At 36.9% G+C, this 23,459-nt stretch carries 33 protein-coding genes and 7 pseudogenes; 19 read left to right on the top strand and 21 right to left on the bottom strand.

Annotation, left to right across the window (positions count from 1 at the left end):
* Positions 1 to 14: 14 nt before the first annotated feature.
* Complete coding sequence (locus AYJ55_RS01250; RefSeq protein ID WP_162505210.1) at positions 15 to 842, bottom strand: transposase family protein; 828 nt, start codon at positions 840 to 842, stop codon at positions 15 to 17.
* 50 nt (positions 843 to 892) lie between these two features.
* Between AYJ55_RS01250 and AYJ55_RS01245 the strand changes: the two genes are divergently transcribed.
* Both AYJ55_RS01245 and AYJ55_RS01240 read left to right on the top strand, forming a co-directional pair.
* Complete coding sequence (locus AYJ55_RS01245; protein ID WP_063653415.1) at positions 893 to 1,258, top strand: IS630 transposase-related protein; 366 nt, start codon at positions 893 to 895, stop codon at positions 1,256 to 1,258.
* Positions 1,182 to 1,715: an IS630 family transposase gene (locus tag AYJ55_RS01240; RefSeq protein WP_162505291.1), complete on the top strand. Its 534-nt coding sequence runs from the start codon at positions 1,182 to 1,184 to the stop codon at positions 1,713 to 1,715. The genes AYJ55_RS01245 and AYJ55_RS01240 overlap by 77 nt, the downstream gene beginning before the upstream one ends.
* A 335-nt stretch (positions 1,716 to 2,050) precedes the next feature.
* Here the strand turns inward: AYJ55_RS01240 and AYJ55_RS01235 are convergent, their stop codons facing one another.
* The 4 genes and pseudogenes from AYJ55_RS01235 to AYJ55_RS01220 all read right to left on the bottom strand — a co-directional run.
* Positions 2,051 to 2,497: a hypothetical protein gene (locus AYJ55_RS01235; RefSeq protein ID WP_063653737.1), complete on the bottom strand. Its 447-nt coding sequence runs from the start codon at positions 2,495 to 2,497 to the stop codon at positions 2,051 to 2,053.
* Between the two features lie 207 nt (positions 2,498 to 2,704).
* The gene (locus tag AYJ55_RS01230; RefSeq protein ID WP_063653499.1) at positions 2,705 to 3,193 is read right to left on the bottom strand and encodes an IS630 family transposase; all 489 of its coding nucleotides are present in this window, start codon (positions 3,191 to 3,193) and stop codon (positions 2,705 to 2,707) included.
* Positions 3,162 to 3,527 carry an IS630 transposase-related protein gene (locus AYJ55_RS01225; RefSeq protein WP_063653415.1) on the bottom strand — a complete coding sequence of 122 codons (366 nt, stop codon included), beginning with the start codon at positions 3,525 to 3,527 and terminating at the stop codon, positions 3,162 to 3,164. Before AYJ55_RS01225 ends, AYJ55_RS01230 begins: the two co-directional genes overlap by 32 nt.
* A gap of 51 nt (positions 3,528 to 3,578) precedes the next feature.
* Positions 3,579 to 3,833 (bottom strand): annotated as a pseudogene (locus tag AYJ55_RS01220) (transposase); the annotation flags it as partial.
* A gap of 78 nt (positions 3,834 to 3,911) precedes the next feature.
* On the opposite strand from AYJ55_RS01220, the gene AYJ55_RS01215 reads away from it, so the two are divergent.
* Positions 3,912 to 4,403 (top strand): transposase family protein, encoded by a 492-nt coding sequence (locus AYJ55_RS01215; protein ID WP_063653732.1) that lies wholly within the window; start codon positions 3,912 to 3,914, stop codon positions 4,401 to 4,403.
* A 584-nt stretch (positions 4,404 to 4,987) separates the two neighbouring features.
* Here AYJ55_RS01215 and AYJ55_RS01210 read toward each other — a convergent pair.
* From AYJ55_RS01210 to AYJ55_RS27675, 3 genes are all read right to left on the bottom strand, one after another.
* Complete coding sequence (locus AYJ55_RS01210; RefSeq protein ID WP_063653730.1) at positions 4,988 to 5,512, bottom strand: replication/maintenance protein RepL; 525 nt, start codon at positions 5,510 to 5,512, stop codon at positions 4,988 to 4,990.
* Positions 5,513 to 6,236: 724 nt separating this feature from the next.
* The gene (locus tag AYJ55_RS01205; RefSeq protein WP_245677232.1) at positions 6,237 to 6,917 is read right to left on the bottom strand and encodes a transposase; all 681 of its coding nucleotides are present in this window, start codon (positions 6,915 to 6,917) and stop codon (positions 6,237 to 6,239) included.
* Complete coding sequence (locus AYJ55_RS27675; protein WP_162505208.1) at positions 6,914 to 7,111, bottom strand: hypothetical protein; 198 nt, start codon at positions 7,109 to 7,111, stop codon at positions 6,914 to 6,916. The genes AYJ55_RS01205 and AYJ55_RS27675 overlap by 4 nt, the downstream gene beginning before the upstream one ends.
* A gap of 210 nt (positions 7,112 to 7,321) precedes the next feature.
* Here AYJ55_RS27675 and AYJ55_RS34350 point away from each other — a divergent pair, with 210 nt between their 5' ends.
* From AYJ55_RS34350 to AYJ55_RS01190, 4 genes and pseudogenes are all read left to right on the top strand, one after another.
* Positions 7,322 to 7,456 carry a hypothetical protein gene (locus tag AYJ55_RS34350; RefSeq protein WP_281181064.1) on the top strand — a complete coding sequence of 45 codons (135 nt, stop codon included), beginning with the start codon at positions 7,322 to 7,324 and terminating at the stop codon, positions 7,454 to 7,456.
* A 165-nt stretch (positions 7,457 to 7,621) separates the two neighbouring features.
* Positions 7,622 to 7,954 (top strand): annotated as a pseudogene (locus AYJ55_RS01200) (DDE-type integrase/transposase/recombinase); the annotation flags it as partial.
* Between the two features lie 93 nt (positions 7,955 to 8,047).
* Complete coding sequence (locus AYJ55_RS01195) at positions 8,048 to 8,947, top strand: transposase family protein (protein WP_063653726.1); 900 nt, start codon at positions 8,048 to 8,050, stop codon at positions 8,945 to 8,947.
* A gap of 53 nt (positions 8,948 to 9,000) precedes the next feature.
* Positions 9,001 to 9,393: pseudogene (locus tag AYJ55_RS01190) on the top strand (DDE-type integrase/transposase/recombinase); the annotation flags it as partial.
* 105 nt (positions 9,394 to 9,498) lie between these two features.
* Here AYJ55_RS01190 and AYJ55_RS01185 read toward each other — a convergent pair.
* The gene (locus AYJ55_RS01185; RefSeq protein WP_245677231.1) at positions 9,499 to 10,968 is read right to left on the bottom strand and encodes a UvrD-helicase domain-containing protein; all 1,470 of its coding nucleotides are present in this window, start codon (positions 10,966 to 10,968) and stop codon (positions 9,499 to 9,501) included.
* Between the two features lie 125 nt (positions 10,969 to 11,093).
* Here AYJ55_RS01185 and AYJ55_RS01180 point away from each other — a divergent pair, with 125 nt between their 5' ends.
* The gene (locus AYJ55_RS01180) at positions 11,094 to 11,993 is read left to right on the top strand and encodes a transposase family protein (RefSeq protein WP_074167847.1); all 900 of its coding nucleotides are present in this window, start codon (positions 11,094 to 11,096) and stop codon (positions 11,991 to 11,993) included.
* 315 nt (positions 11,994 to 12,308) lie between these two features.
* Here AYJ55_RS01180 and lysM read toward each other — a convergent pair whose 3' ends face one another.
* Both lysM and AYJ55_RS30365 read right to left on the bottom strand, forming a co-directional pair.
* Positions 12,309 to 12,758, bottom strand: coding sequence for a peptidoglycan-binding protein LysM (gene lysM / locus AYJ55_RS01175; protein WP_063653722.1), 450 nt, complete (start codon positions 12,756 to 12,758; stop codon positions 12,309 to 12,311).
* A 2-nt stretch (positions 12,759 to 12,760) separates the two neighbouring features.
* A complete protein-coding gene (locus tag AYJ55_RS30365) occupies positions 12,761 to 13,024 on the bottom strand; it encodes a hypothetical protein (protein WP_187153139.1) in 264 nt (87 codons plus the stop codon).
* Positions 13,025 to 13,129: 105 nt separating this feature from the next.
* Between AYJ55_RS30365 and AYJ55_RS35370 the strand changes: the two genes are divergently transcribed.
* A complete protein-coding gene (locus AYJ55_RS35370) occupies positions 13,130 to 13,459 on the top strand; it encodes a transposase (protein WP_074167846.1) in 330 nt (109 codons plus the stop codon).
* A 2-nt stretch (positions 13,460 to 13,461) separates the two neighbouring features.
* Positions 13,462 to 14,333, top strand: a pseudogene (locus AYJ55_RS01165) (IS256 family transposase).
* A 34-nt stretch (positions 14,334 to 14,367) separates the two neighbouring features.
* On the opposite strand, the gene AYJ55_RS35365 reads toward AYJ55_RS01165, so the two are convergent.
* Together AYJ55_RS35365 and AYJ55_RS24465 are read right to left on the bottom strand one after the other, a co-directional pair.
* Complete coding sequence (locus AYJ55_RS35365) at positions 14,368 to 14,652, bottom strand: hypothetical protein (RefSeq protein WP_063653718.1); 285 nt, start codon at positions 14,650 to 14,652, stop codon at positions 14,368 to 14,370.
* 171 nt (positions 14,653 to 14,823) lie between these two features.
* Positions 14,824 to 15,174: pseudogene (locus tag AYJ55_RS24465) on the bottom strand (integrase core domain-containing protein); the annotation flags it as partial.
* A gap of 37 nt (positions 15,175 to 15,211) precedes the next feature.
* Here AYJ55_RS24465 and AYJ55_RS24460 point away from each other — a divergent pair.
* Complete coding sequence (locus AYJ55_RS24460; protein ID WP_063654603.1) at positions 15,212 to 16,033, top strand: IS630 family transposase; 822 nt, start codon at positions 15,212 to 15,214, stop codon at positions 16,031 to 16,033.
* 21 nt (positions 16,034 to 16,054) lie between these two features.
* Here AYJ55_RS24460 and AYJ55_RS24455 read toward each other — a convergent pair.
* Positions 16,055 to 16,174 (bottom strand): annotated as a pseudogene (locus tag AYJ55_RS24455) (helix-turn-helix domain-containing protein); the annotation flags it as partial.
* 91 nt (positions 16,175 to 16,265) lie between these two features.
* Between AYJ55_RS24455 and AYJ55_RS01145 the strand changes: the two are divergent.
* Together AYJ55_RS01145 and AYJ55_RS30355 are read left to right on the top strand one after the other, a co-directional pair.
* Positions 16,266 to 16,745: a hypothetical protein gene (locus AYJ55_RS01145; protein WP_063653706.1), complete on the top strand. Its 480-nt coding sequence runs from the start codon at positions 16,266 to 16,268 to the stop codon at positions 16,743 to 16,745.
* Positions 16,705 to 16,905, top strand: a complete 201-nt coding sequence (locus AYJ55_RS30355; RefSeq protein ID WP_063653705.1) for a polysaccharide deacetylase family protein — start codon at positions 16,705 to 16,707, stop codon at positions 16,903 to 16,905. The genes AYJ55_RS01145 and AYJ55_RS30355 overlap by 41 nt, the downstream gene beginning before the upstream one ends.
* 17 nt (positions 16,906 to 16,922) lie before the next feature.
* Here the strand turns inward: AYJ55_RS30355 and AYJ55_RS35055 are convergent, their stop codons facing one another.
* Together AYJ55_RS35055 and AYJ55_RS01130 are read right to left on the bottom strand one after the other, a co-directional pair.
* Positions 16,923 to 17,102, bottom strand: coding sequence for a lysozyme family protein (locus AYJ55_RS35055; RefSeq protein WP_063653703.1), 180 nt, complete (start codon positions 17,100 to 17,102; stop codon positions 16,923 to 16,925).
* Positions 17,103 to 17,207: 105 nt separating this feature from the next.
* Positions 17,208 to 17,408 (bottom strand): hypothetical protein, encoded by a 201-nt coding sequence (locus AYJ55_RS01130; protein ID WP_162505207.1) that lies wholly within the window; start codon positions 17,406 to 17,408, stop codon positions 17,208 to 17,210.
* A gap of 404 nt (positions 17,409 to 17,812) precedes the next feature.
* On the opposite strand from AYJ55_RS01130, the gene AYJ55_RS01125 reads away from it, so the two are divergent.
* The gene (locus AYJ55_RS01125; RefSeq protein WP_063653698.1) at positions 17,813 to 18,205 is read left to right on the top strand and encodes a relaxosome protein TraM; all 393 of its coding nucleotides are present in this window, start codon (positions 17,813 to 17,815) and stop codon (positions 18,203 to 18,205) included.
* Between the two features lie 54 nt (positions 18,206 to 18,259).
* On the opposite strand, the gene AYJ55_RS01120 is transcribed toward AYJ55_RS01125, so the two are convergent.
* A complete protein-coding gene (locus AYJ55_RS01120; protein ID WP_063653696.1) occupies positions 18,260 to 18,748 on the bottom strand; it encodes an Hsp20 family protein in 489 nt (162 codons plus the stop codon).
* A gap of 132 nt (positions 18,749 to 18,880) precedes the next feature.
* Here AYJ55_RS01120 and psiE point away from each other — a divergent pair, with 132 nt between their 5' ends.
* A complete protein-coding gene (gene psiE, locus AYJ55_RS01115) occupies positions 18,881 to 19,285 on the top strand; it encodes a phosphate-starvation-inducible protein PsiE (protein ID WP_425393762.1) in 405 nt (134 codons plus the stop codon).
* Positions 19,286 to 19,463: 178 nt separating this feature from the next.
* Here psiE and AYJ55_RS01110 read toward each other — a convergent pair whose 3' ends face one another.
* Both AYJ55_RS01110 and AYJ55_RS01105 read right to left on the bottom strand, forming a co-directional pair.
* Complete coding sequence (locus tag AYJ55_RS01110; protein WP_063653499.1) at positions 19,464 to 19,952, bottom strand: IS630 family transposase; 489 nt, start codon at positions 19,950 to 19,952, stop codon at positions 19,464 to 19,466.
* Complete coding sequence (locus AYJ55_RS01105) at positions 19,921 to 20,286, bottom strand: IS630 transposase-related protein (protein ID WP_063653415.1); 366 nt, start codon at positions 20,284 to 20,286, stop codon at positions 19,921 to 19,923. Before AYJ55_RS01105 ends, AYJ55_RS01110 begins: the two co-directional genes overlap by 32 nt.
* 41 nt (positions 20,287 to 20,327) lie before the next feature.
* On the opposite strand from AYJ55_RS01105, the gene AYJ55_RS01100 reads away from it, so the two are divergent.
* The 4 genes and pseudogenes from AYJ55_RS01100 to AYJ55_RS01090 all read left to right on the top strand — a co-directional run.
* Complete coding sequence (locus tag AYJ55_RS01100) at positions 20,328 to 20,747, top strand: NUMOD1 domain-containing DNA-binding protein (RefSeq protein WP_063653694.1); 420 nt, start codon at positions 20,328 to 20,330, stop codon at positions 20,745 to 20,747.
* Positions 20,748 to 20,906: 159 nt separating this feature from the next.
* Complete coding sequence (locus tag AYJ55_RS34345) at positions 20,907 to 21,035, top strand: hypothetical protein (RefSeq protein ID WP_281181063.1); 129 nt, start codon at positions 20,907 to 20,909, stop codon at positions 21,033 to 21,035.
* A gap of 65 nt (positions 21,036 to 21,100) precedes the next feature.
* Entirely contained in the window at positions 21,101 to 22,018 is a 918-nt protein-coding gene (locus tag AYJ55_RS01095; protein ID WP_162505206.1) for a YopJ/AvrA family T3SS effector serine/threonine acetyltransferase, read from the top strand.
* Between the two features lie 156 nt (positions 22,019 to 22,174).
* A pseudogene (locus tag AYJ55_RS01090) lies at positions 22,175 to 22,536 on the top strand (transposase); the annotation flags it as partial.
* A 37-nt stretch (positions 22,537 to 22,573) separates the two neighbouring features.
* Here the strand turns inward: AYJ55_RS01090 and AYJ55_RS01085 are convergent.
* Both AYJ55_RS01085 and AYJ55_RS01080 read right to left on the bottom strand, forming a co-directional pair.
* On the bottom strand, positions 22,574 to 23,062 hold the full coding sequence (locus AYJ55_RS01085; protein WP_063653499.1) for an IS630 family transposase: 489 nt from the start codon (positions 23,060 to 23,062) through the stop codon (positions 22,574 to 22,576).
* The gene (locus AYJ55_RS01080; RefSeq protein ID WP_063653415.1) at positions 23,031 to 23,396 is read right to left on the bottom strand and encodes an IS630 transposase-related protein; all 366 of its coding nucleotides are present in this window, start codon (positions 23,394 to 23,396) and stop codon (positions 23,031 to 23,033) included. Before AYJ55_RS01080 ends, AYJ55_RS01085 begins: the two co-directional genes overlap by 32 nt.
* Positions 23,397 to 23,459 lie beyond the last annotated feature (63 nt).

Below are 23,459 nucleotides of genomic sequence, written 5' to 3'. Positions count from 1 at the left end.
GATTGAAGTAAATTTTAGGCTGTTCTGAGATGGAAATTCCAAAGACCGGCACTAAGGAGTAAAAAGGTATCATCAATAAAGGGTCTACGATTCCGTAAAATTTGGGTCATACAACCGAGGCGCTTGATACCCGCGATGGCGTGTTCAACCGTAATACGGATGCCCGAGATTATTTTATTTTCTTGTTTTTGTTCAGGCGATAAAGGTCTTTTTCGAGTTCCTTTTTTTGGGATTTGTGTATTAGGATGCTGTTTATCTATACCTTGAAAACCGGTATCGGCCCAGATGGTTACCTCAGGGGGAATATGGCGAATTATATCGACTTTATCGAGTAAGCGTTTATCGTGACGGCGCCCATTTTTGATCATGGGGATAAATCCAATTTTCCTCGTTTCGTCAGTCATAATAAGCCCTTTTCGAGTGGTCTGTCTTTTCTTTCCCGAATACATTTTTTTTCGCCGACGCAGATTCTTAGGCTTTTGGACAGGTCGCTCTGTCCCATCAATAAAGACGTCTTTAACTCCAGGAAAGGCGCGAAAAAATTCCTCAGCAGAGCGAATTTGACGAGCGTGCAAAACACATTCTCGCCCCAAGGTCATCTCTAAAACCGGCAATAATATTTTTACCCAGCGACATACCCGTGTTCTATCTAAACCAAAAAGAAGTCCTTGCAAATCATAGGTCGGATAACATTTTAAATACAATAAAATAAAAAGCAGTTTATCTAATGGGGTTGGGATAAATCCTTTCTGCCCTGCACCCATCTGCCGCTCGTGATCTTTTCGATTCTTTTTCCGATAAATCAAATAACAAGCTGAAAATTCAGCGGCTAAATTTTTCAATTCTTCGACTGATATAGCTAGGCGACTTAATTTTGATTACAAGGTGTGTTATGAGTTATACAATTGATTTTCGACGTAAAGTAATATCTGTAAGGAAAGCCGAAGGTTTAACAATTCGAGAAACTGCGAAACAATTCCGTATTGGAAAAGCGTCTTTAGTACGTTGGCTTAAACGACCAGAGCCAAAAAATTCAACGCCACGTAAGAGGAAGCTCGATAAAAATGCTTTAGCAAAAGATGTGGAACAGTATCCAGATGCTTACCAAAAGGAACGGGCAGAGCGATTCGGTGTTTGTAAAAAGACTATTTGGCAATCCCTTAAAAAGCTGGGATTAACCTATAAAAAAAACTCTATTCCATCCAAAAACCAACGAAAGCGACAGGCTGGCACATCAGCAAAAAAGACAACAGTATGAAAAAAAAGATAAATCTGTTGTTTTTATTGATGAAAGTGGTTTTTCACATGACACTCCACGAACTCACGGCTATTCCCCAAAAGGTCACCGTTGTTTTGGCCTGAAAAACTGGGGTGCTAAGGGAAGAACAAATGTTATTGGCGCTTTATTGGGAACAACCCTTTTTGCTATCGGATTATTTGATTGCAATATTAACCGTGATGTTTTTTATGTTTGGATCACAAAAATATTGCTCCCAGAACTTCCTGAAAATTCTGTTATTTTTATGGACAACGCTAGCTTTCACAAAGGTAAGAATATTGAACAGGCAATTATAAACGCAGGACACCAGATAGAATATTTGCCTGTGTATTCACCAGATTTAAATCCTATAGAACATAAATGGTCTCAAGCTAAACGTAAAAAGATGGAAACAGGATGCACTATCGATGACCTGTTTTTAATACATATGCTGTAATCAAAATTAAGTCGCCTAGCTATATTTGACAGACGGCAAACAATTAAACTTTCTGTGGGTTTCAGCGCACCAACACAGCCGTTCAACATCTCAAGCGTGATACATTCACCGCTCATGATTTTTCCGTTAACGGGAGGAAAAGCGGAGAAGATAGAGTTGTCGTCTATGTTTGTGACTTTTAAGTTAATTAATTATTACCCTTCTGTATAATTATTAACCAATCCTTCAGGTACTATATTCGCCTCGCTTTTTTCTACTTCTCCCACGTTTTCCACAGAGATAACGACAGATTCAGTGGATAACTCTGTTAATTGCGTTAATAACGTATTATTTTCTCAAGATACAAAAAGGTTAATGGCTATTTCTTTTATTTCATTGAGTGAAATTGCTTTATCGCTCGTTGCAATTTTCGAGGTTACCTTGTCACGAAATTCGGTATATTTTTCAAAAAGCTCAGGCTCATCGGAAGGATAAATCAACAAATCGTCAGCATCTCGAATTTCGCCTTCGTCGTATTCTTCCTGAACACCAAAAATCGTTAGCAAAGCGCAAAACTGGTCTATTTCCTGTTCTTCGGTATTGGCTAGATACTCTTCAATGCTAATTTCTTCTAGCCTTGGCGATTTGTAAAAACAGCAATTTGCGCCGTCAGTTTTAAAGATATGCTCAGAAGCCAATTTCTTGGCAGCTATTTTCGTCTCAGAGGAAAGATAGATGAAATTTGTTGTCTTACCCTTCTCGTGGTCAACCGTTGTGATAATCGTTGTTTTGAAGTATTTCATTATTTCGCCCCTCAATGCGGTTACTGGCCTGTTGTTCCAATCTCCGTAAAATGCTGCCTCTGGCTTTTGGCAATGTCTGTTCTCGCTGGTTATCAGAACAGTGACAACAAGCACCCGAACACGCTTTCATCATCAAAATAGTTGCTGAATAGAGACTTGCATTTTTTGTCACGCTATAGACAATATAGCTAGGCGACTTAATTTTGATTACAGCATATGTATTAAAAACAGGTCATCGATAGTGCATCCTGTTTCCATCTTTTTACGTTTAGCTTGAGACCATTTATGTTCTATAGGATTTAAATCTGGTGAATACACAGGCAAATATTCTATCTGGTGTCCTGCGTTTATAATTGCCTGTTCAATATTCTTACCTTTGTGAAAGCTAGCGTTGTCCATAAAAATAACAGAATTTTCAGGAAGTTCTGGGAGCAATATTTTTGTGATCCAAACATAAAAAACATCACGATTAATATTGCAATCAAATAATCCGATAGCAAAAAGGGTTGTTCCCAATAAAGCGCCAATAACATTTGTTCTTCCCTTAGCACCCCAGTTTTTCAGGCCAAAACAACGGTGACCTTTTGGGGAATAGCCGTGAGTTCGTGGAGTGTCATGTGAAAAACCACTTTCATCAATAAAAACAACAGATTTATCTTTTTTTTCATACTGTTGTCTTTTTTGCTGATGTGCCAGCCTGTCGCTTTCGTTGGTTTTTGGATGGAATAGAGTTTTTTTTATAGGTTAATCCCAGCTTTTTAAGGGATTGCCAAATAGTCTTTTTACAAACACCGAATCGCTCTGCCCGTTCCTTTTGGTAAGCATCTGGATACTGTTCCACATCTTTTGCTAAAGCATTTTTATCGAGCTTCCTCTTACGTGGCGTTGAATTTTTTGGCTCTGGTCGTTTAAGCCAACGTACTAAAGACGCTTTTCCAATACGGAATTGTTTCGCAGTTTCTCGAATTGTTAAACCTTCGGCTTTCCTTACAGATATTACTTTACGTCGAAAATCAATTGTATAACTCATAACACACCTTGTAATCAAAATTAAGTCGCCTAGCTATAAGAGCGCAGTAGCCTTTTTTAAGATGTCATTCTCCATTTCCAGCCGGTGGATTTTTTTCTTCATTTCTCTGAACTCAATTTGTTCAGGTGTTAATGGCAGACCAGGCGATGTTTTCCCTTGACGTTCTAAACGAAGGGCTCTTACCCACCGGCTAATCGCTGAAAGACTGACGTTCATGCCTTTCGCGGCTTCCTGGTAGGTGTAATTTTGGTCAAGGACTAATTTGGCGGTTTCACATTTAAATTCAGCAGTAATTATTTTACTCATTTCGGCACCTATAAAAATTATGAGGTAAGCATATCACCTCAACTTAGGTGGCCAAATTTAGTATGCCACTACATAGAGATGACCTTGGGGCGAGAATGTGTTTTGCCCGCTCGTCAAATTCGCTCTGCTGAGGAATTTTTTCGCGCCTTTCCTGGAGTTAAAGACGTCTTTATTGATGGGACAGAGCGACCTGTCCAAAAGCCTAAGAATCTGCGTCGGCGAAAAAAAATGTATTCGGGAAAGAAAAGACAGACCACTCGAAAAGGGCTTATTATGACTGACGAAACGAGGAAAATTGGATTTATCCCCATGATCAAAAATGGGCGCCGTCACGATAAACGCTTACTCGATAAAGTCGATATAATTCGCTATATTCCCCCTGAGGTAACCATCTGGGCCGATACCGGTTTTCAAGGTATAGATAAACAGCATCCTAATACACAAATCCCAAAAAAAGGAACTCGAAAAAGGCCTTTATCGCCTGAACAAAAACAAGAAAATAAAATAATCTCGGGCATCCGTATTACGGTTGAACACGCCATCGCGGGTATCAAGCGCCTGGTTGTATGACCCAAATTTTACGGAATCGTAGACCCTTTATTGATGATACCTTTTTACTCCTTAGTGCCGGTCTTTGGAATTTCCATCTCAGAACAGCCTAAAATTTACTTCAATCACCGAAATACCCTTATTTCACTATTAAGCAACACGCTTATCAAAGGATGGTAAAAAAGCGCCTTGAATTGTTTACGGTTAATTTTTCAACAAACTCGATACAGGCTTATTCAGGAAAAACAGAGGGACGGTGGTTATCCAGTCTTGCTCACCAAAAGAAGCTCACGAGAGCTAATGAGAGTTTTCCACAATGACAACAGGTGAAACGCACATCAGGACGCCCCTGATAGGTGCGCCGAAATCCGTTAATGGTATAGGTGTATTTCATGCAGCCCCCCCAACTCTCTTGAGAATTCGGGCACGCTGACGAAGGGTTAAATTGCGTGAGGTTGGAGTAAATAACTCGATGATTTGATTTTGTGCTTCAATTACGCGCACACTGAAGGTACTATTTCTCATAGTCCGACTCCTAGTTACGTTAGGTTGTTGGATTAGCTCTGCTTTAGTGTTGTAGCACTAATGCAGGGCGACTATTTTTATTACTTCTTTATTTTTTCAATAGCTGTTGTAAATGCTATCCGATCTCCATTAAAAACAAAGTTAGGGTTTATGTAATAAAAACCAAGTTTTCTTGCCTTAGCTATTACTTTAACATCCTCTAACTCTTTAAGACCGCGCCAAAAAGTTGGCATACTCATTTTCAATGTATTTTCTTGAAGAAAATCATTAAGAGCATATTTATCAAGACACACTAGATCAGTATCAATAGCTGTTCTTTGAACAGACCACATAAGAACATTAAAAGCCTTTATACCAGCAGATTTAAGATCAAAAGTTAAAGCAATATTTGAAGTGAATAATTTAACGAATTTCTCATCATCTACTTTACGATAAGTAATCACATGTGTTCCATTAACTTCACCAGTAGTTCTATTAACTAGTATGTTGTCATCTTTACCCAATCTAGAAACCTTGATTTGTTTCATTTTTGTTGATAATAGCATATTGTTAATAAAAGGATTACTGTTATATCGTATAGCAGTTTCATTTTTTGATGATTTCATGATAACGTCACTTTCATCTAAAATAATATTTTAGATAGATAGTATATCAAAAAAAATAGACTTTCTATCAAATTAATGCCTTATTTTGAAATTTACTCTATCTAAAAATGATAGTAACACTAACAGAAAATGAAAACGCGATACGTTATATTTCAGTAAGTTAGAGTATCTCCCTTTCTTAAGTCTTTTTATCTAAGTTTAACAAACAACTCATTAGTAACAGATTAACTTCCGCTTCCTCGTCAACGTTGTTCGGTGCTCGCAAGCTGCGCCCCGCCTCAACGTCTCCTGCGGTGAGCGGACTCAGTTAAGTAAAAACACGATTTTCTTTTAAAATAAATTAAAAAATATTTTCAAAACTTAACCACCACCGCTCGCCACAGCCAAGTGACCGAACGAAGTGAGAGAACGGGCGAGGAAGCGGAAGATAGCCGGAAATTACAAGGAGCTAGGTCACTCGAAAATTACAGAGATTTCCCAATAGGTTTTGCCAGCACTTACCCAGTGAAGTACTTCATCTTGACGCTTGATGTATAAGAAATTAATACCCGAAATGGTTACTCATTAACCTACGCCATGATGAAATCCTTTTTATTTTCTTCTAAATTTCGCCAAAATTATATTGAAGGTTGAGATAAGGAACAGAATAGATAGTTAAAAAACGATTAATTGTTAATCAATTTTGAACGGAAAGATAGATCTAGCCTGTCGTGAGTTTTTATCGTCACCGCAAACAAGCCAGATCATGATGACGTGCCATAAGTTCTTTACGATTCAATCCAAAATTCATTCCTGCGAAAAGTAATTTTTTCCCATATAAGAGACAAGCAAGTGGATCGACTTTAAAGACGTGTTGATACATGTTTCGCCAGGTGACTTTTTTAGCGGATTTTTTATCTTGCTGGGCTAAAGAATAAACAACCTCCGTTAACATTTTTCGCATCCGTGCTGATGGACTTAAAAAGCCGTAATAGCAGATCATGTAAAACCATTTTTCTGGCACATGAGACGCAAACAGGGTAATAAATTCATCGGATGTCATGACCAGGTCTTCCTGTTTTTTCGTGCGGTGGCTCTTATAGCGTAACGTGATGTTATCTTCGCCGGAATAATGTTTTAAGCGACTGAGCGAGACAGGGGGTTTCTTTAGATAAAATCCGAGATAAAGGGTGACATGGGTAATATTGGAAAGAATATCAGAAAAATTAATATTCCACCCACGCTTGTCGTGAGTGTTAAGTAATTGATTCCATGATGCTTTACTTCTTCCTTCAGCTTTAAGCTCATCGGGAATGGTGAGCGTGTAATAATGTTTTCTCAATAATGTCGTTATCCGATATCGCCACATTGTCATAATGTTTTCGCGATAAAAGCTGATATCCCGCCAGGTATTCTTTTTAGTCACCCCGCCGGCTGTGGTTGAAAAATGAATATGCGGATGCCATTTTGGTCTCGTCCCCAGGTATGGATGGCAGTGAAAACGCCCGGGGTGATATTGAGGTCACGGCAGATGGTTAATATCACATCAGCGGCTAATCGATTCATTTCACCGAGAAGCCAACGGTTGGCGCGAATAATAGGCCAATATTCACAAGGCATGGTAAAAGTGATGTGCTACCAAGGAAATTCGGGTAACCAAGCTAGCGTATTGTTAATCCATTGTAGGCAAGCTTTGACGCCATAATGTGGGCAGCTTCGACTAAATTTAACCCGTTTCTCAGAATTACATTGAGGGTCAGGACAGCGCCAAATTGACCACCCCATAAGCGAAGTACCGCTTTACCATGGTTCCCATCACAACAGTTAAGAGTGCTTTATCCGGTGAAAACTTTGTGTCGTATTTTTAATGTTCACCGAAGCAGTTATCGCTATTGGTGTCGGCCTAAGGAGCCAGATATTGAGCGGACGATAAAACGTAAAGCATGTTGCTCAATAGTGAAATAAAGTTGCTTAAAATAAAAACAAGTTAGATACATCTAAAAAATACAAAAATAGTTTATTTTTTAATCTTACATAGGTTATTTTTAATGCAAAAATTGATGATTTTATCATCATCGGCTGGTTTTTTTGTAAGTCATAATTAATTTTGCTATTGAGCAACAGGCTTGTAGCCTAGTCAGCGAAGCGTGGAACGTTAGTGGCGGCTCTGCTGGCGCAAGGACTATCGCCACGATGGTTACCAATACACACAACGTGAAACTTGGGCGGTGGTTAGCGGGTAAGTTGATGAAAGAATTAATCATCGTCAGTTGCCAAGAGCGAAAACATAAATACAACCGCGGTGGAAATGAACGTATTGATATTCCAAATCTGCTCAATAGGCAGTTCGTTGTTACAAAGCCTGACCAGGTTTGGTGCGGCGATGTAACCTATATTTGGACAGGCTCACGATGGGCCTATCTGGCTGTGGTATTGGATTTGTTTGCCCGAAAACCGGTGGGCTAGGCAATAAAATAGTTGCTGAATAGAGACTTGCATTTTTTGTCACGCTATAGACAATAAAAAGAGGTTTAACTTAGAAAATAACGGTTTGAAATGATCAACAAAGAGCGGTTGTTACGAGATAATCGTTTATGTAAAGCAATCATTGGATTATCAGTCGAAGAATTGAAAAATTTAGCCGCTGAATTTTCAGCTTGTTATTTGATTTATCGGAAAAAGAATCGAAAAGATCACGAGCGGCAGATGGGTGCAGGGCAGAAAGGATTTATCCCAACCCCATTAGATAAACTGCTTTTTATTTTATTGTATTTAAAATGTTATCCGACCTATGATTTGCAAGGACTTCTTTTTGGTTTAGATAGAACACGGGTATGTCGCTGGGTAAAAATATTATTACCGGTTTTAGAGATGACCTTGGGGCGAGAATGTGTTTTGCCCGCTCGTCAAATTCGCTCTGCTGAGGAATTTTTTCGCGCCTTTCCTGGAGTTAAAGACGTCTTTATTGATGGGACAGAGCGACCTGTCCAAAAGCCTAAGAATCTGCGTCGGCGAAAAAAAATGTATTCGGGAAAGAAAAGACAGACCACTCGAAAAGGGCTTATTATGACTGACGAAACGAGGAAAATTGGATTTATCCCCATGATCAAAAATGGGCGCCGTCACGATAAACGCTTACTCAATAAAGTCGATATAATTCGCCATATTCCCCCTGAGGTAACCATCTGGGCCGATACCGGTTTTCAAGGTATAGATAAACAGCATCCTAATACACAAATCCCAAAAAAAGGAACTCGAAAAAGACCTTTATCGCCTGAACAAAAACAAGAAAATAAAATAATCTCGGGCATCCGTATTACGGTTGAACACGCCATCGCGGGTATCAAGCGCCTCGGTTGTATGACCCAAATTTTACGGAATCGTAGACCCTTTATTGATGATACCTTTTTACTCCTTAGTGCCGGTCTTTGGAATTTCCATCTCAGAACAGCCTAAAATTTACTTCAATCACCGAAATACCCTTATTTCACTATTAAACAACACGCTTACCAGACTCAGAATTAACAGCCAAAGCACTACAAATGGCTTGGGAACTACGTGGGCATCCAAAACAGGTGATGTTCCATAGTGATCAGGGAAGTCATTATACCAGTCGTCAGTATAGGCAGGCATTGTGGCGTTATCAGATGACCCAAAGTATCAGTCGCAGAGGGAATTTTTGGGATAATAGTCCGATGGAACGATTCTTCCGTAGTCTGAAGACCGAATGGGTGCCAACGACTGGCTACCAAAGCTTTAGTACTGCTCAGTCAACCATTATTCGCTACATAACCCACTACTATAGCGATATAAGACCTCACTTGTATAACGGTGGATTAACGCCAAACGAATCAGAGCGACCGTTCCGTGAACAGTCAGGTAGGGTGGCCAATTTTAGTTGACCACTACATATACGACTTTCAAATTAAAAATCGCTACATCTCTTTCACCTATATTGAAAAACTTACAGCGCTTTATAGGCCACTTAAAATCGATTACAGGCGTTTCTAGAGGCATTCCTGAATAAAGTCAGTGCCGTTTTTTTCATTCTCAGCAACTTTGGCCAGAATATTTACCAACAATTTATTGAGGATAAGTGTCTTCTTCGCTCGGGTTGTTGAAACATACAACAAATTCACTTCATCTCTAAAGGCTGCTTTGTCCATATTAGGGTCAAAAAGATTATTCGGAAAGTCGTTATTGATTTCGACAATATCCCACTCCAGTCCCTTTGCTCGGTGGGCAGTTGTAACCGTAACTATTGCTTCATCTTCACTGTCTACCGTTCGTTTACGTAAAACATCCACTTTCTTCGGTAACGGGGTAAATTTCTCTATGATTTTGATAGATTGCAACATTTCCTGGTCACCACTGGCATTCGCCATGCGCTTATAATTCGAATAATCGTGATATTCAGTGTAAAGCCGTTGGTTGCTCATCTTTTTTCGCTTACCGAGTGAAAACCAGTGAAGGTTAATTAATTCATCGATACGATAAGCCGCTATCCCATTAACCCAATAGATAGTCGCTTTTTTGCTACTGGCTTCCAGTGCCGAACCAATCACACCGGCTACCGTTCGACTGAGTATGGCTCGGTGAGGAAAGCCTTGCTTAGGAATATCAACGAGAATGTCATCTTTTTCACCTCTGCCAACCACCTGATGGGGTTCATCGTTCATCGCCAGTAATGCATTAGCCACATCCGCGACACAGGCACCAAAACGAAAGCTATGCGTTAACCAGAGGCGGTCAGCATCCGTAAGCGAAGGGGCATTCAACGCATCGACCGCCCCTCGAAAACGATAAATCTGTTGATGAGCATCACCAACCATGACTAACTTCGTGGTTTGACGGAAAACAATATCATGGGTAACAGGGTTAGCATCCTGCGCTTCATCAAACAAAATAACGTCAAAACGATGGGAAAGGTTAGGTTGGGATAGTTGGTACAGTTTTAAATACATATCATGAATAACGGGAAAATTATCAGAAAGGTCAATCATTCGATGCCAAAGACGTTCGCTCTGTCTGACGACCTCATTAGCGGTAAACGATTTTTTGACTTCACCCATTAGAATTGAAGGACAGTGACGTAACATAATCTGACTATCCACACTGCACATAAAGTTCTTTAAGGTATCCTGAATCGCTTTTACGTATAACCAGTCATCACTCTCAATAGCATTAGCAATATCAAAAAGACGCAGAGAATTTGTTAATCGATTAGCGTAATTTCTGCCAAAGCAGGGCCATGCCAGTTGATGAGAGGTTTTACAAAGCACGTTAGCGGGAAATTTCTCGTCTGCCTCTTCTCTCACTGAGCGATTAAACGCAATATATAGCATCCTTAGTTCTGGACGTTTTTCGGCATATTTCACTAACGTTAAGGTCTTTCCTGTTCCGGCAAAAGCATTAACCACAAGCTTCTCACCATGCCAGTCAATGACAGCTTGTTGTTCTGGCGTTGGATTTATCAAAATATTCTCCTGCATAACGCAATGTAATGAGTTTACCAGAAAAATAGTTGCTGAATAGAGACTTGCATTTTTTGTCACGCTATAGACAATAAAAAGAGGTTTAACTTAGAAAATAACGGTTCGAAATGGTCAACAAAGAGCGGTTGTTACGAGATAATCGTTTATGTAAAGCAATCATTGGATTATCAGTCGAAGAATTGAAAAATTTAGCCGCTGAATTTTCAGCTTGTTATTTGATTTATCGGAAAAAGAATCGAAAAGATCACGAGCGGCAGATGGGTGCAGGGCAGAAAGGATTTATCCCAACCCCATTAGATAAACTGCTTTTTATTTTATTGTATTTAAAATGTTATCCGACCTATGATTTGCAAGGACTTCTTTTTGGTTTAGATAGAACACGGGTATGTCGCTGGGTAAAAATATTATTGCCGGTTTTAGAGATGACCTTGGGGCGAGAATGTGTTTTGCCCGCTCGTCAAATTCGCTCTGCTGAGGAATTTTTTCGCGCCTTTCCTGGAGTTAAAGACGTCTTTATTGATGGGACAGAGCGACCTGTCCAAAAGCCTAAGAATCTGCGTCGGCGAAAAAAAATGTATTCGGGAAAGAAAAGACAGACCACTCGAAAAGGGCTTATTATGACTGACGAAACGAGGAAAATTGGATTTATCCCCATGATCAAAAATGGGCGCCGTCACGATAAACGCTTACTCGATAAAGTCGATATAATTCGCCATATTCCCCCTGAGGTAACCATCTGGGCCGATACCGGTTTTCAAGGTATAGATAAACAGCATCCTAATACACAAATCCCAAAAAAAGGAACTCGAAAAAGACCTTTATCGCCTGAACAAAAACAAGAAAATAAAATAATCTCGGGCATCCGTATTACGGTTGAACACGCCATCGCGGGTATCAAGCGCCTCGGTTGTATGACCCAAATTTTACGGAATCGTAGACCCTTTATTGATGATACCTTTTTACTCCTTAGTGCCGGTCTTTGGAATTTCCATCTCAGAACAGCCTAAAATTTACTTCAATCACCGAAATACCCTTATTTCACTATTAAGCAACACGCTTAGAGAATCAAATAAATAGTTTTTTAGATAAAATTTCTGCACTTACTGAAACTCAGATGGCCTATTAAGTCAGTTGGCAAAACATAACAATTTGGATAAGTTTGCTTGTGGAATATGGAGTTGAAAATCTTTGTTGAAAGTTTATGATTGAGTTGCCATGAGTCGATATTTGATTATTAGAAATATAAAAATTTCCATCAATACTAATAGCCAACTGTTGCGGTTGGCTTCTTTATTTCAATTCTGAAATTCAAAATATTGATACTATTGTGGAATGATGAGTTTTTGCCCTGGATATATTTTGTCTGGATGCGTTAGCATGGGTTTATTAGCCTCAAAAATTTTCAGATAATCCTTTTCGTTTCCGTACTGTTCTTTAGCTATTTTACTTAACGTATAGCCAGCAACCACCGTATAGAATTTATTCTCAGCTTTACTATCATTAGTGGCTAATGCAGTAATTTTATCTTCAACTGAAGTAATACCAGCGACATTCCCTACAGCAACAAGGATTTTTTCTTTTGATTCCTGAGTAATATTTTCGCCATAAACGGTAGCTTTTCTTTCAATCACCTCAACTTTAACGTCATCTTCACCAGGAAAATCCATGTTTTTAATGTATTCTGTCAGTTTTTTACTTTGCTCGATATGGTTTCCAGATACCATATCAATTACCTTTTCACCGGCTTCTTTTATAAAATCAAAAAATCCCATGGTTAACTCCAGGGCGAGAGCATGAATGTTTTTTGACAATAATCGCTAATACTGAAAAACAGACGGATATTACCGAAGAACAGGAAATAGACCAGTTTTGCGCTTTGCTCACGATATTTGGCGTTCAGGAAGAATACGATGAAGGCGAAATACGTGATGCGGATGATTTGTTGGCTAATCCGTCCGAGATGAGCCTGAGCTTTTTTAACAATATACCTCATTTCGTGACAAGGTAACTTCGAAAATTGCAGCGAGTGCCAAAGCAATTTCACTTCATGAAATCAAAGCAATAGCGATTAATCTTCTGGTTTCTAAGAGTAGTGTTCAAAAATCTGTGTCATATCTTAAACTCAAAAAAAGAGGTATGACATATGAGAAATCAATCATTTAATTTTGATGAAGCGTTGAAGCAATTACAATCAGGTAAAAATTTACTCGGTACGGATGGAATACTCACACCACTCATAAAACAGCTGACCGAAGCTGCCCTGCAGGCAGAAATAGAACACTCCCTATCGACAACGTCAATCGATACGCGTAAAAATGGCTATACTCGAAAAACGGTTAAATCGACATCAGGTCAATTTGAACTGAAAACGCCCAGAGACAGGTCAGGTGCTTTTGAGCCTCAGCTCATTAAGAAAAATCAGACAAAATTATCAGAGGATGTGATAACAAAATCCTATCGTTATTTACATTAGGCATGAGTTATCGTGATATTCAAAAACATGTTGCAGAATTATATGGACTGGAAATATCAGATGGAGCTATTACGCATATTACTGACAAATTACTCCCTGAATTAAAAGCCTGGCAACAACGCCCTCTGGAGGCGCTCTATCCTTTTGTCTGGCTCGATGCCATTCATTACAAGATAAAACATGATGGTTACTATATCAATAAGGCAATCTACACAGTACTTGGACTAACCACCGATGGGTATAAGGAATGGTTAGGACTCTATATGTCTGAAACAGAAGGAGCACATCATTGGCTGAGCGTTCTGACTGACTTACATAACTGTGGTATACAAGATATTTTAATCGCTTGTGTTGACGGATTAAAAGGGTTTCCAGAAGTGATAGCCAGTATTTTCCCGCAGACAGAAGTTCAGCTATGCGTAGTTCATCAAATTCGCAATAGCTTACGTTATATGCCAGTAAAGACCAAAAAGCCTTTATGGCTGATTTAAAGCCGGTTTATCGTGCAGATACTAAAGCGGCTGCTGAGCTTGCCATTGATGAACTGGAAACGAAATGGGATGAAAAATACCCGATAGTGCTAGAATCCTGGCGAAGTAAATGGGAGTTGCTCAGTGCTTATTTTCGATACCCTAAAGCCATTAGAAAACCCATTTATACGACCAATGCAGTAGAGGTGGTTCATCGGCAGTTTAGGAAATTAACTAAAACCAAAGGGGCTTTTCCTAATGAAAACAGCTTATTAAAATTACTCTATATTGGCATCAATCAGGTATCCAACAAATGGACTATGCCGATTAGTAACTGGGCGTTAACCATTGCTCAATTGTCCATCTATTTTAAAGGGAGCCTAGATGGTATAATCAAAATATAAAATCCCCTGACACAGAATTATGAACACCCTCTTCCTAAGCAACAAATACAGGAATTGAGCGTAATAAAAATGTAGTGTTGCTTGGCCCAAGCGGTGTAGGCAAAACGCATTTAACATCGAGACTGAGTGAGGCACTGTCAATCACGTAGCGCAGGATTTGTACGCGGGTACTACTGCCAATCAAGGCACGCTCCTTATCGGTTAACGCCGCATCGGTGGTGGATTTTTTAAACATGCTTGACAACATATTTTGGATTTGTGCTATCATGCCATTGCTGGCGGTGCCCTGGCGAAACCGATAATTCTCCCAGGTTGCCATAAATCACGGTGCCGACCAGCAACATCATCAGTTCCTTTAATTCCCTGTATCAAGATGGTCGCCTATGGCAACGACTTGTCATTGCTTGTTAGTACTGGTATAACCTGATACCTATGTATTAGTTCAGACTTAATATGACAACTGCCGGTTATTTATACAGTACCTGTCAGGTTAAATTTGATTTAAATCTTTCTCTCTCCAAAGTTGTTTTCCATCGTGTAAAGTTGCCATAGGAGTTCGACCGTAACACATTTTTCCTTGATGAGTGCGTTGGTTATTATATTCCGCTAACCATTTATCTAAATCAACTTGTAATTCATCTAAAGCCCTATAGATTTTCTTACGAAAAGCCACCTGATAGAACTCTTGTAATACAGTTTTATGAAAGCGTTCACAAATCCCATTAGTTTGAGGTGAACGAGCTTTAGTTTTTGTATGATCAATATCGTTGATAGCGAGATAAAGTTGATAATCGTGATGTTCAACTTTACCACAATACTCACTGCCTCTGTCCGTCAGTATATAGCTAGGCGACTTAATTTTGATTACAAGGTGTGTTATGAGTTATACAATTGATTTTCGACGTAAAGTAATATCTGTAAGGAAAGCCGAAGGTTTAACAATTCGAGAAACTGCGAAACAATTCCGTATTGGAAAAGCGTCTTTAGTACGTTGGCTTAAACGACCAGAGCCAAAAAATTCAACGCCACGTAAGAGGAAGCTCGATAAAAATGCTTTAGCAAAAGATGTGGAACAGTATCCAGATGCTTACCAAAAGGAACGGGCAGAGCGATTCGGTGTTTGTAAAAAGACTATTTGGCAATCCCTTAAAAAGCTGGGATTAACCTATAAAAAAACTCTATTCCATCCAAAAACCAACGAAAGCGACAGGCTGGCACATCAGCAAAAAAGACAACAGTATGAAAAAAAAGATAAATCTGTTGTTTTTATTGATGAAAGTGGTTTTTCACATGACACTCCACGAACTCACGGCTATTCCCCAAAAGGTCACCGTTGTTTTGGCCTGAAAAACTGGGGTGCTAAGGGAAGAACAAATGTTATTGGCGCTTTATTGGGAACAACCCTTTTTGCTATCGGATTATTTGATTGCAATATTAATCGTGATGTTTTTTATGTTTGGATCACAAAAATATTGCTCCCAGAACTTCCTGAAAATTCTGTTATTTTTATGGACAACGCTAGCTTTCACAAAGGTAAGAATATTGAACAGGCAATTATAAACGCAGGACACCAGATAGAATATTTGCCTGTGTATTCACCAGATTTAAATCCTATAGAACATAAATGGTCTCAAGCTAAACGTAAAAAGATGGAAACAGGATGCACTATCGATGACCTGTTTTTAATACATATGCTGTAATCAAAATTAAGTCGCCTAGCTATAAAACGTATCTCGGGATACCCCCATAATCTTACAGGCTTTTGAGACGTTATTAAGCTCTTCAGCGAGGTTAAGTAACCCGACTTTATGTTTGATGATAGGATTATTTGTTTGATACATAGAATTACCTTTTATTTAATTATCTAATGATGTTAATTAAAACCGGTAACGCTCTTTTTTAAATCATAATTGTCAGATTAAGTTAAGACTAATGCAATTTATAGCACTCTTTCTCTTTTTATCAAAAATTTATGCTAAAACCGCTATTGATGATTATCAAAATATTTTTATCCCTATGTATAATTCAAAAGGGGAGTTAAAAATAGCTATTCGGAGTTATTTTTCTAATAACGACCTTAATTATTTGTTAGTTGATCCGGTAACGCTTATCACTGAAACGGATAAAGCTGTAAATTTAAACTACAGAAAACCATTACAACATAATCAATCAAATTATTTTACAACTAAAAAGTTAGAACATATTCCCTATTTTAAGGCGTTAAAAAAATACTCATCTCGCCCTTATCTTTTGCAGAATTATGGGTTGACGCATTCTGATGATATTAAAGGTATGTTTCTTCGTATTGATTTATGTCCTTCAAATAGGTTGTTTGAAAGTGATTTCTTTAGGTGTTTATTAGCAATCGCTAATGAAAAAAATAAAAAATTTAGGTTTAATTCCAATTGGTAGTAATGCCTGGTTAGCGAAAGGTGAACAACCTAAATCAGGAAGTATTGTTTTAATTCATGGTAACGGTAATGAACCAGCAGGTATAAAAATAGCATTAAATTTAATCAATCGTAATATTAATTGGTTACCTTTGAATTACGCTTTATCAGGAAATGAGTGATAGTAATAAAAAATTTTTTAATCAATTTGTTTTGAGTTAATTTTTCTGTCTTTAATCTGGTTGTAGTATTGATAAATTTTTCTGGCATAGTGGTAACAATTTTTAATTGATGTATTGGTATTTTTCATTCCAGCGTTATACATTCCGACGGCTAACCAATGTTTACCGTAGATAGCAAAGTTACGACTCAAAATCATGGCACCAATATGGAATATTTAAACAAGGATGATTGATTAAAGTTGGATTCTTGCTAGGCAATGGCTCTTAAATAATCGGGGTCTATTTGATAATAAATTCCTGCTCTATCGAAGCAATTGGCCAGCGAGAATTTTGAGATAAAAAGAAAAAACAGCAACATTAAATTTTTTATCTTCATAATCAAATTCTTTTTTCAAAATAAGAACAATTAGGCATATTGTCGCCCCCAAAAAGTAAAAGGATTTTTCAAAGGAATTCCAATAATCATTTTTAAGTTTACCTACCTCAATTCGCTTTTCTACCACTAACTTACACACATCACACGCAAAATACTCATTTTGTTTTAAGTATATGAAATATATTTATTTTTTATTAATTAAATTATATTTTTTTATAAAAATTGCCATTAAAAAATGGCATAAATAAAATTATTTGCCAATATATTGTTAATTAAGGAAAGAATGCATTTAGAGTTTTTTTGTTATTTATTTACAATCTATATAATTTTAATATAAATATATATAAAAAAACAGTATGATGGCAATTGCCATTAAAAAATGATTTTTCATTTAAAAAGCCAGCATTTGCCATTATTTTATCTAATTGATTTTAATTTATTTTTATTATTTCGCCATTAAAAGATGTCAAAAAGCAGTAATTGATGGCATAATTATTTTTTAAATATTTGTAAATTTAATTTAGTATATTAATGATGATTCCTGAAGATTATAAAGTTACTGTACGTATTCCTAAATCGGTTGTCGATGTTATTGATGCTATTTCTGAAAAAAGGATTAATGATGGTGAAGGAAAATCATCCTGTAATCGAACAGCAATCGCATTAGAAATGCTTAAATTAGGCTGTCGTATTATGAAAAAAAATATAAATAAAGTTTCTAATGAAACACCTTCTATTTCTGTCGATGATAAATTAGCGTTAATCGCTGAATCTGTTTTAAAAACAGAATACTTTGCAAATACTATTTTTCTTGGTGGACGTGGCGATATCGATAAAGCTAAACATCAAGGTGCAGAGGAAAACTATCAAAAATATTTATCAGAGATGAAATATAAACTTATTTATTTTTTTAATCAAAAATAAATAGTTAATTGATGATGAAAGAAATAATGCCCCTAATTTCGGGGCATTATTAAATTAAGGTTTATGCTCAATAACTTCTGGTTGAGATTTTTGACCAATAGCAATTTTTTGTGGTTTTTGTTCTTCCGGTATTTCATAATTAAAAATTAATGTTAGCAATCCATCGGCTAAATTGGCATTTTGTATTTTTATTCGATGGTCAAGGTCAAAACTCATCGAAAAGCCTTTTTTCTCAATACCTTTATGTAACCATTTCTCTGTTTTGCTATCATGACTAACTTTTTCTTTCTCAGTTTCACTTTTTCCGCTGATGGTTAGTTTATTATTTAACACCGATATGTCTAATTCGTGTTGGTGATAGCCAGGCACGGCGATTGTGAGTTCCAGATTTTCTTTATCTTTTTGGTATAAATTGTAAGCTGGAATATCTGACAGAGGTTTTTCACCGGTTATTCGGCTAAACAATTTATCCATTTGAGTAAATCTGTCGGATAATAGGTTATCACTGAGCATTGGAATAAGAGAAAAAGAACGATAAGACATATTGTCCTCCTTTTTGCGCTTATTGATTCGTATATTACTTTGTTTAGTTATAATACTAAAATAGGGGTAACCTTATTTATTTTCAAGGGGATTTTATAGTTAATGAAATTACTAAATATGACAAAACTGCGAATATCTGAATTATCTCAGTCAACATTAATATCACGTATATTGCAATGGATAATTAGTTTTAGTCTATTATTGTTAGCTGTTATTTTGATTATTTTTTTGATGAAAGAAACGTTTACCTTATCTTTACTATTATTCAAGTCAGCTAATCCTACCCAGACTTACCTTTTACTCGAAGGTATCGTTAATTATTTTCTCTATTTTGAATTTATCGCATTGATAATTAAATATTTTAATTCTCTGTATCATTTCCCTTTACAATATTTTGTATATATCGGTATTACCGCTATCATTCGATTAATTATCGTAGAACATAAAGATCCATTTTCTGTACTGATTTATGCAATCTCGATATTAGTCATGATTTTAGCCTTGTATTTAGCTAACGCCAAACGTCTTGTAGAATAAAAAAACTATTGATTAAAACGATTAAATATGACTTAACTGACTCTAGCCTCGAGAGTAGCAATCTCTTTTTATTAGTGTCACCGATCATGCAAAACTGATCCACTTGGTATTATTCGTACATTTTTGTACGGGTAATTTATGTTAACCAAGGAGATATAGCTAGGCGACTTAATTTTGATTACAGCATATGTATTAAAAACAGGTCATCGATAGTGCATCCTGTTTCCATCTTTTTACGTTTAGCTTGAGACCATTTATGTTCTATAGGATTTAAATCTGGTGAATACACAGGCAAATATTCTATCTGGTGTCCTGCGTTTATAATTGCCTGTTCAATATTCTTACCTTTGTGAAAGCTAGCGTTGTCCATAAAAATAACAGAATTTTCAGGAAGTTCTGGGAGCAATATTTTTGTGATCCAAACATAAAAAACATCACGGTTAATATTGCAATCAAATAATCCGATAGCAAAAAGGGTTGTTCCCAATAAAGCGCCAATAACATTTGTTCTTCCCTTAGCACCCCAGTTTTTCAGGCCAAAACAACGGTGACCTTTTGGGGAATAGCCGTGAGTTCGTGGAGTGTCATGTGAAAAACCACTTTCATCAATAAAAACAACAGATTTATCTTTTTTTTCATACTGTTGTCTTTTTTGCTGATGTGCCAGCCTGTCGCTTTCGTTGGTTTTTGGATGGAATAGAGTTTTTTTTATAGGTTAATCCCAGCTTTTTAAGGGATTGCCAAATAGTCTTTTTACAAACACCGAATCGCTCTGCCCGTTCCTTTTGGTAAGCATCTGGATACTGTTCCACATCTTTTGCTAAAGCATTTTTATCGAGCTTCCTCTTACGTGGCGTTGAATTTTTTGGCTCTGGTCGTTTAAGCCAACGTACTAAAGACGCTTTTCCAATACGGAATTGTTTCGCAGTTTCTCGAATTGTTAAACCTTCGGCTTTCCTTACAGATATTACTTTACGTCGAAAATCAATTGTATAACTCATAACACACCTTGTAATCAAAATTAAGTCGCCTAGCTATATTTGTGGATATTCATGTTCGCTTTGCACAAGGACAAAGCATTCGAAAAATGGCCCGTGAACTGGGCATTTCCCGTAATACCGTAAAACATCATTTACAACAACAGGAGATGCCAACTTATGCTAAAAGAAGTCAACAATCGAGTAAACTGGCACCCTTTAAACCTTATTTGCTTCAGCGAATTGAATTGGCTAAAACTGATTGGATCCCTGCAACAGTCCTATTTGATGAGGTAGTTGAAAGAGGCTATCAAAGCGGTATTGCTCAGTTACGTCGATTTGTTTGTCAACTTAAACCAAGCATTGTTCCCGAACCTGTCGTCCGTTTTGAAACACAGCCGTGTCAACAAATGCAAATCGACTTCACGACCATCCGGCGAGGCAAACGATCACTAAAAGAGTTTGTTGCAACGCTTGATGTATAAGAAATTACGCAGGAAACAGAGAAACAGAACGAATTGGCGACAACAGCGGAAGAAAGCCTTTCCGTTGGTGATATAGACAAAGCGTTAAACCTTGACATCAATGAATCCATACTAAAAGATTAGGATAGCAAATTACCTGAGAGTGTTGATGCTGAAAAATTGATAGATACTGAGGAATTATCCTTACCAGCCGAAGATAATCTATCGATAGACGAAGAAAATAGAGATAAACAAACCAAACGATTAGATAACGATGAGGTCAATATTTTACATCATGAAGAAAAATAAAAAATTAAAGAAAAATAATATGGGGATTAATTCTAAAGACAGAATATAATGTTTATTATTTATTAATGGATAGGATAAAGGAAATTAAGGTTTTTATGTTAGAAGGTATAGCCCGCAATAATTTTTATGGTTTACTTTGGGAAGAAAATAAAAATGAAATAAGAGAAGAGGAATTAAAAAAAATTATTAATTCCTTAGAAGAGGATATAGCGAATGGAGATTGGATAAGTAAGGATTATGCAAGATTAGATCTTCAGTTGATGCCTTACCTAGTAAGTAATATAAACAAAAAGCATCCAGAAATAAGTCTCTCATTCGCGGGAAGCAGAGATGATCTTGAAGAACGTATAAAATTTGTTGTCTCTAGCGGGTCTAAATCTGCTAGAATTTTAACTAAAATTGGTTCCGACGGTATCCATTTTACAGTGCTTGATTATAGGGTAATTAACGACAAAAAATCTTTGGTACTATTTGAACCTGCAAATCTTGGTGATACCTTTCCAGCGCTGAATGCAATAAGAATAAAATGTATTATTAATAACATGAAAGTATATGATTTTTTATTTTCAATGGTATCAATGAATATTCAAAAAAGCGTCTCTGAATGCGGAATTTTTAGTCTCTTTTTATCAAAAAAACTTTATCTTGAATCTGATAATTTAAAAAAGTTACATAAAGATAATATTGATGGCGTGTTATGTGAAAGAGATAGATTTTTAAAACATGAAGAATTAGATAAATATCTTCCAGTAACTTTTTATAAACATGTGCAAAGTGCAGAGCGTATATATAATTATCTTTTGTTACATGAAAAAGAGGAAAGAGAGAATTACATCATCAATAAGAAGAATCAAACTATACTAGAAAGATGCAATGATTATCTACACATTAGACCTGATGGCAAAAATATGTCTACTTCTGCACATATTAAGAGAAAGAATCTGTATGAAAAACTCCTTATTAAATCGAACAGTTCTAGCTAAGAGGAGGGTGTTCGTAATTCTGTGTCAGGGAATTTTATATTTTCATTATATGTATTAGTCTTAACTTAATCTAACAATTCTGATTTAAAAAAGAGAGTTACCGGTTTTAATTAACATCATTAGATAATAAAATAAAAGGTAATTTTATGTATCAAACAAATTCAGCTATGCGTAGTTCATCAAATTCGCAATAGCTTACGTTATATGCCAGTAAAGACCAAAAAGCCTTTATGGCTGATTTTAAGCCAGTTTATCGTGCAGATACTAAAGCGGCTGCTGAGCTTGCCCTTGATGAACTGGAAACGAAATGGGGTGAAAAATACCCGATAGTGCTAGAATCCTGGCGAAGTAAATGGGAGTTGCTCAGTGCTTATTTTCGATACCCTAAAGCCATTAGAAAACCCATTTATACGACCAATGCAGTAGAGGTGGTTCATCGGCAGTTTAGGAAATTAACTAAAACCAAAGGGGCTTTTCCTAATGAAAACAGCTTATTAAAATTACTCTATATTGGCATCACATCTGGGCCGATATAGCTAGGCGACTTAATTTTGATTACAGCATATGTATTAAAAACAGGTCATCGATAGTGCATCCTGTTTCCATCTTTTTACGTTTAGCTTGAGACCATTTATGTTCTATAGGATTTAAATCTGGTGAATACACAGGCAAATATTCTATCTGGTGTCCTGCGTTTATAATTGCCTGTTCAATATTCTTACCTTTGTGAAAGCTAGCGTTGTCCATAAAAATAACAGAATTTTCAGGAAGTTCTGGGAGCAATATTTTTGTGATCCAAACATAAAAAACATCACGATTAATATTGCAATCAAATAATCCGATAGCAAAAAGGGTTGTTCCCAATAAAGCGCCAATAACATTTGTTCTTCCCTTAGCACCCCAGTTTTTCAGGCCAAAACAACGGTGACCTTTTGGGGAATAGCCGTGAGTTCGTGGAGTGTCATGTGAAAAACCACTTTCATCAATAAAAACAACAGATTTATCTTTTTTTTCATACTGTTGTCTTTTTTGCTGATGTGCCAGCCTGTCGCTTTCGTTGGTTTTTGGATGGAATAGAGTTTTTTTTATAGGTTAATCCCAGCTTTTTAAGGGATTGCCAAATAGTCTTTTTACAAACACCGAATCGCTCTGCCCGTTCCTTTTGGTAAGCATCTGGATACTGTTCCACATCTTTTGCTAAAGCATTTTTATCGAGCTTCCTCTTACGTGGCGTTGAATTTTTTGGCTCTGGTCGTTTAAGCCAACGTACTAAAGACGCTTTTCCAATACGGAATTGTTTCGCAGTTTCTCGAATTGTTAAACCTTCGGCTTTCCTTACAGATATTACTTTACGTCGAAAATCAATTGTATAACTCATAACACACCTTGTAATCAAAATTAAGTCGCCTAGCTATAGAACATAAATGGTCTCAAGCTAAAC

Origin of the sequence: Candidatus Arsenophonus triatominarum (assembly GCF_001640365.1) — a bacterium.
GTDB classification, from domain to species: Bacteria; Pseudomonadota; Gammaproteobacteria; order Enterobacterales; family Enterobacteriaceae; genus Arsenophonus; species Arsenophonus triatominarum.
Note: the sequence above shows the minus strand (reverse complement) of the source record. Positions and strands in the feature narration are given on the sequence as shown.

Excerpts from the sequence above, each read along its gene's own strand:
- lysM (WP_063653722.1), bottom strand. The coding sequence starts at position 12,758 with ATGGGATTTTTTGATTTTATAAAAGAAGCCGGTGAAAAGGTAATTGAT.
- AYJ55_RS30355 (WP_063653705.1), top strand. The coding sequence starts at position 16,705 with ATGAAAAAAATAAAAAATTTAGGTTTAATTCCAATTGGTAGTAATGCC.
- AYJ55_RS01095 (WP_162505206.1), top strand. The coding sequence starts at position 21,101 with ATGGATAGGATAAAGGAAATTAAGGTTTTTATGTTAGAAGGTATAGCC.
- AYJ55_RS01245 (WP_063653415.1), top strand. The coding sequence starts at position 893 with ATGAGTTATACAATTGATTTTCGACGTAAAGTAATATCTGTAAGGAAA.
- AYJ55_RS01235 (WP_063653737.1), bottom strand. The coding sequence starts at position 2,497 with ATGAAATACTTCAAAACAACGATTATCACAACGGTTGACCACGAGAAG.
- AYJ55_RS01180 (WP_074167847.1), top strand. The coding sequence starts at position 11,094 with ATGGTCAACAAAGAGCGGTTGTTACGAGATAATCGTTTATGTAAAGCA.
- AYJ55_RS35055 (WP_063653703.1), bottom strand. The coding sequence starts at position 17,102 with ATGATTTTGAGTCGTAACTTTGCTATCTACGGTAAACATTGGTTAGCC.
- AYJ55_RS01145 (WP_063653706.1), top strand. The coding sequence starts at position 16,266 with ATGCAATTTATAGCACTCTTTCTCTTTTTATCAAAAATTTATGCTAAA.
- AYJ55_RS27675 (WP_162505208.1), bottom strand. The coding sequence starts at position 7,111 with ATGCCTTGTGAATATTGGCCTATTATTCGCGCCAACCGTTGGCTTCTC.
- AYJ55_RS35365 (WP_063653718.1), bottom strand. The coding sequence starts at position 14,652 with ATGGCAACCTGGGAGAATTATCGGTTTCGCCAGGGCACCGCCAGCAAT.
- AYJ55_RS01105 (WP_063653415.1), bottom strand. The coding sequence starts at position 20,286 with ATGAGTTATACAATTGATTTTCGACGTAAAGTAATATCTGTAAGGAAA.
- AYJ55_RS01225 (WP_063653415.1), bottom strand. The coding sequence starts at position 3,527 with ATGAGTTATACAATTGATTTTCGACGTAAAGTAATATCTGTAAGGAAA.
- AYJ55_RS24460 (WP_063654603.1), top strand. The coding sequence starts at position 15,212 with ATGAGTTATACAATTGATTTTCGACGTAAAGTAATATCTGTAAGGAAA.
- AYJ55_RS01195 (WP_063653726.1), top strand. The coding sequence starts at position 8,048 with ATGATCAACAAAGAGCGGTTGTTACGAGATAATCGTTTATGTAAAGCA.
- AYJ55_RS01210 (WP_063653730.1), bottom strand. The coding sequence starts at position 5,512 with ATGAAATCATCAAAAAATGAAACTGCTATACGATATAACAGTAATCCT.
- AYJ55_RS01125 (WP_063653698.1), top strand. The coding sequence starts at position 17,813 with ATGATGATTCCTGAAGATTATAAAGTTACTGTACGTATTCCTAAATCG.
- AYJ55_RS35370 (WP_074167846.1), top strand. The coding sequence starts at position 13,130 with ATGAGAAATCAATCATTTAATTTTGATGAAGCGTTGAAGCAATTACAA.
- AYJ55_RS01120 (WP_063653696.1), bottom strand. The coding sequence starts at position 18,748 with ATGTCTTATCGTTCTTTTTCTCTTATTCCAATGCTCAGTGATAACCTA.
- AYJ55_RS01080 (WP_063653415.1), bottom strand. The coding sequence starts at position 23,396 with ATGAGTTATACAATTGATTTTCGACGTAAAGTAATATCTGTAAGGAAA.
- AYJ55_RS01215 (WP_063653732.1), top strand. The coding sequence starts at position 3,912 with ATGACCTTGGGGCGAGAATGTGTTTTGCCCGCTCGTCAAATTCGCTCT.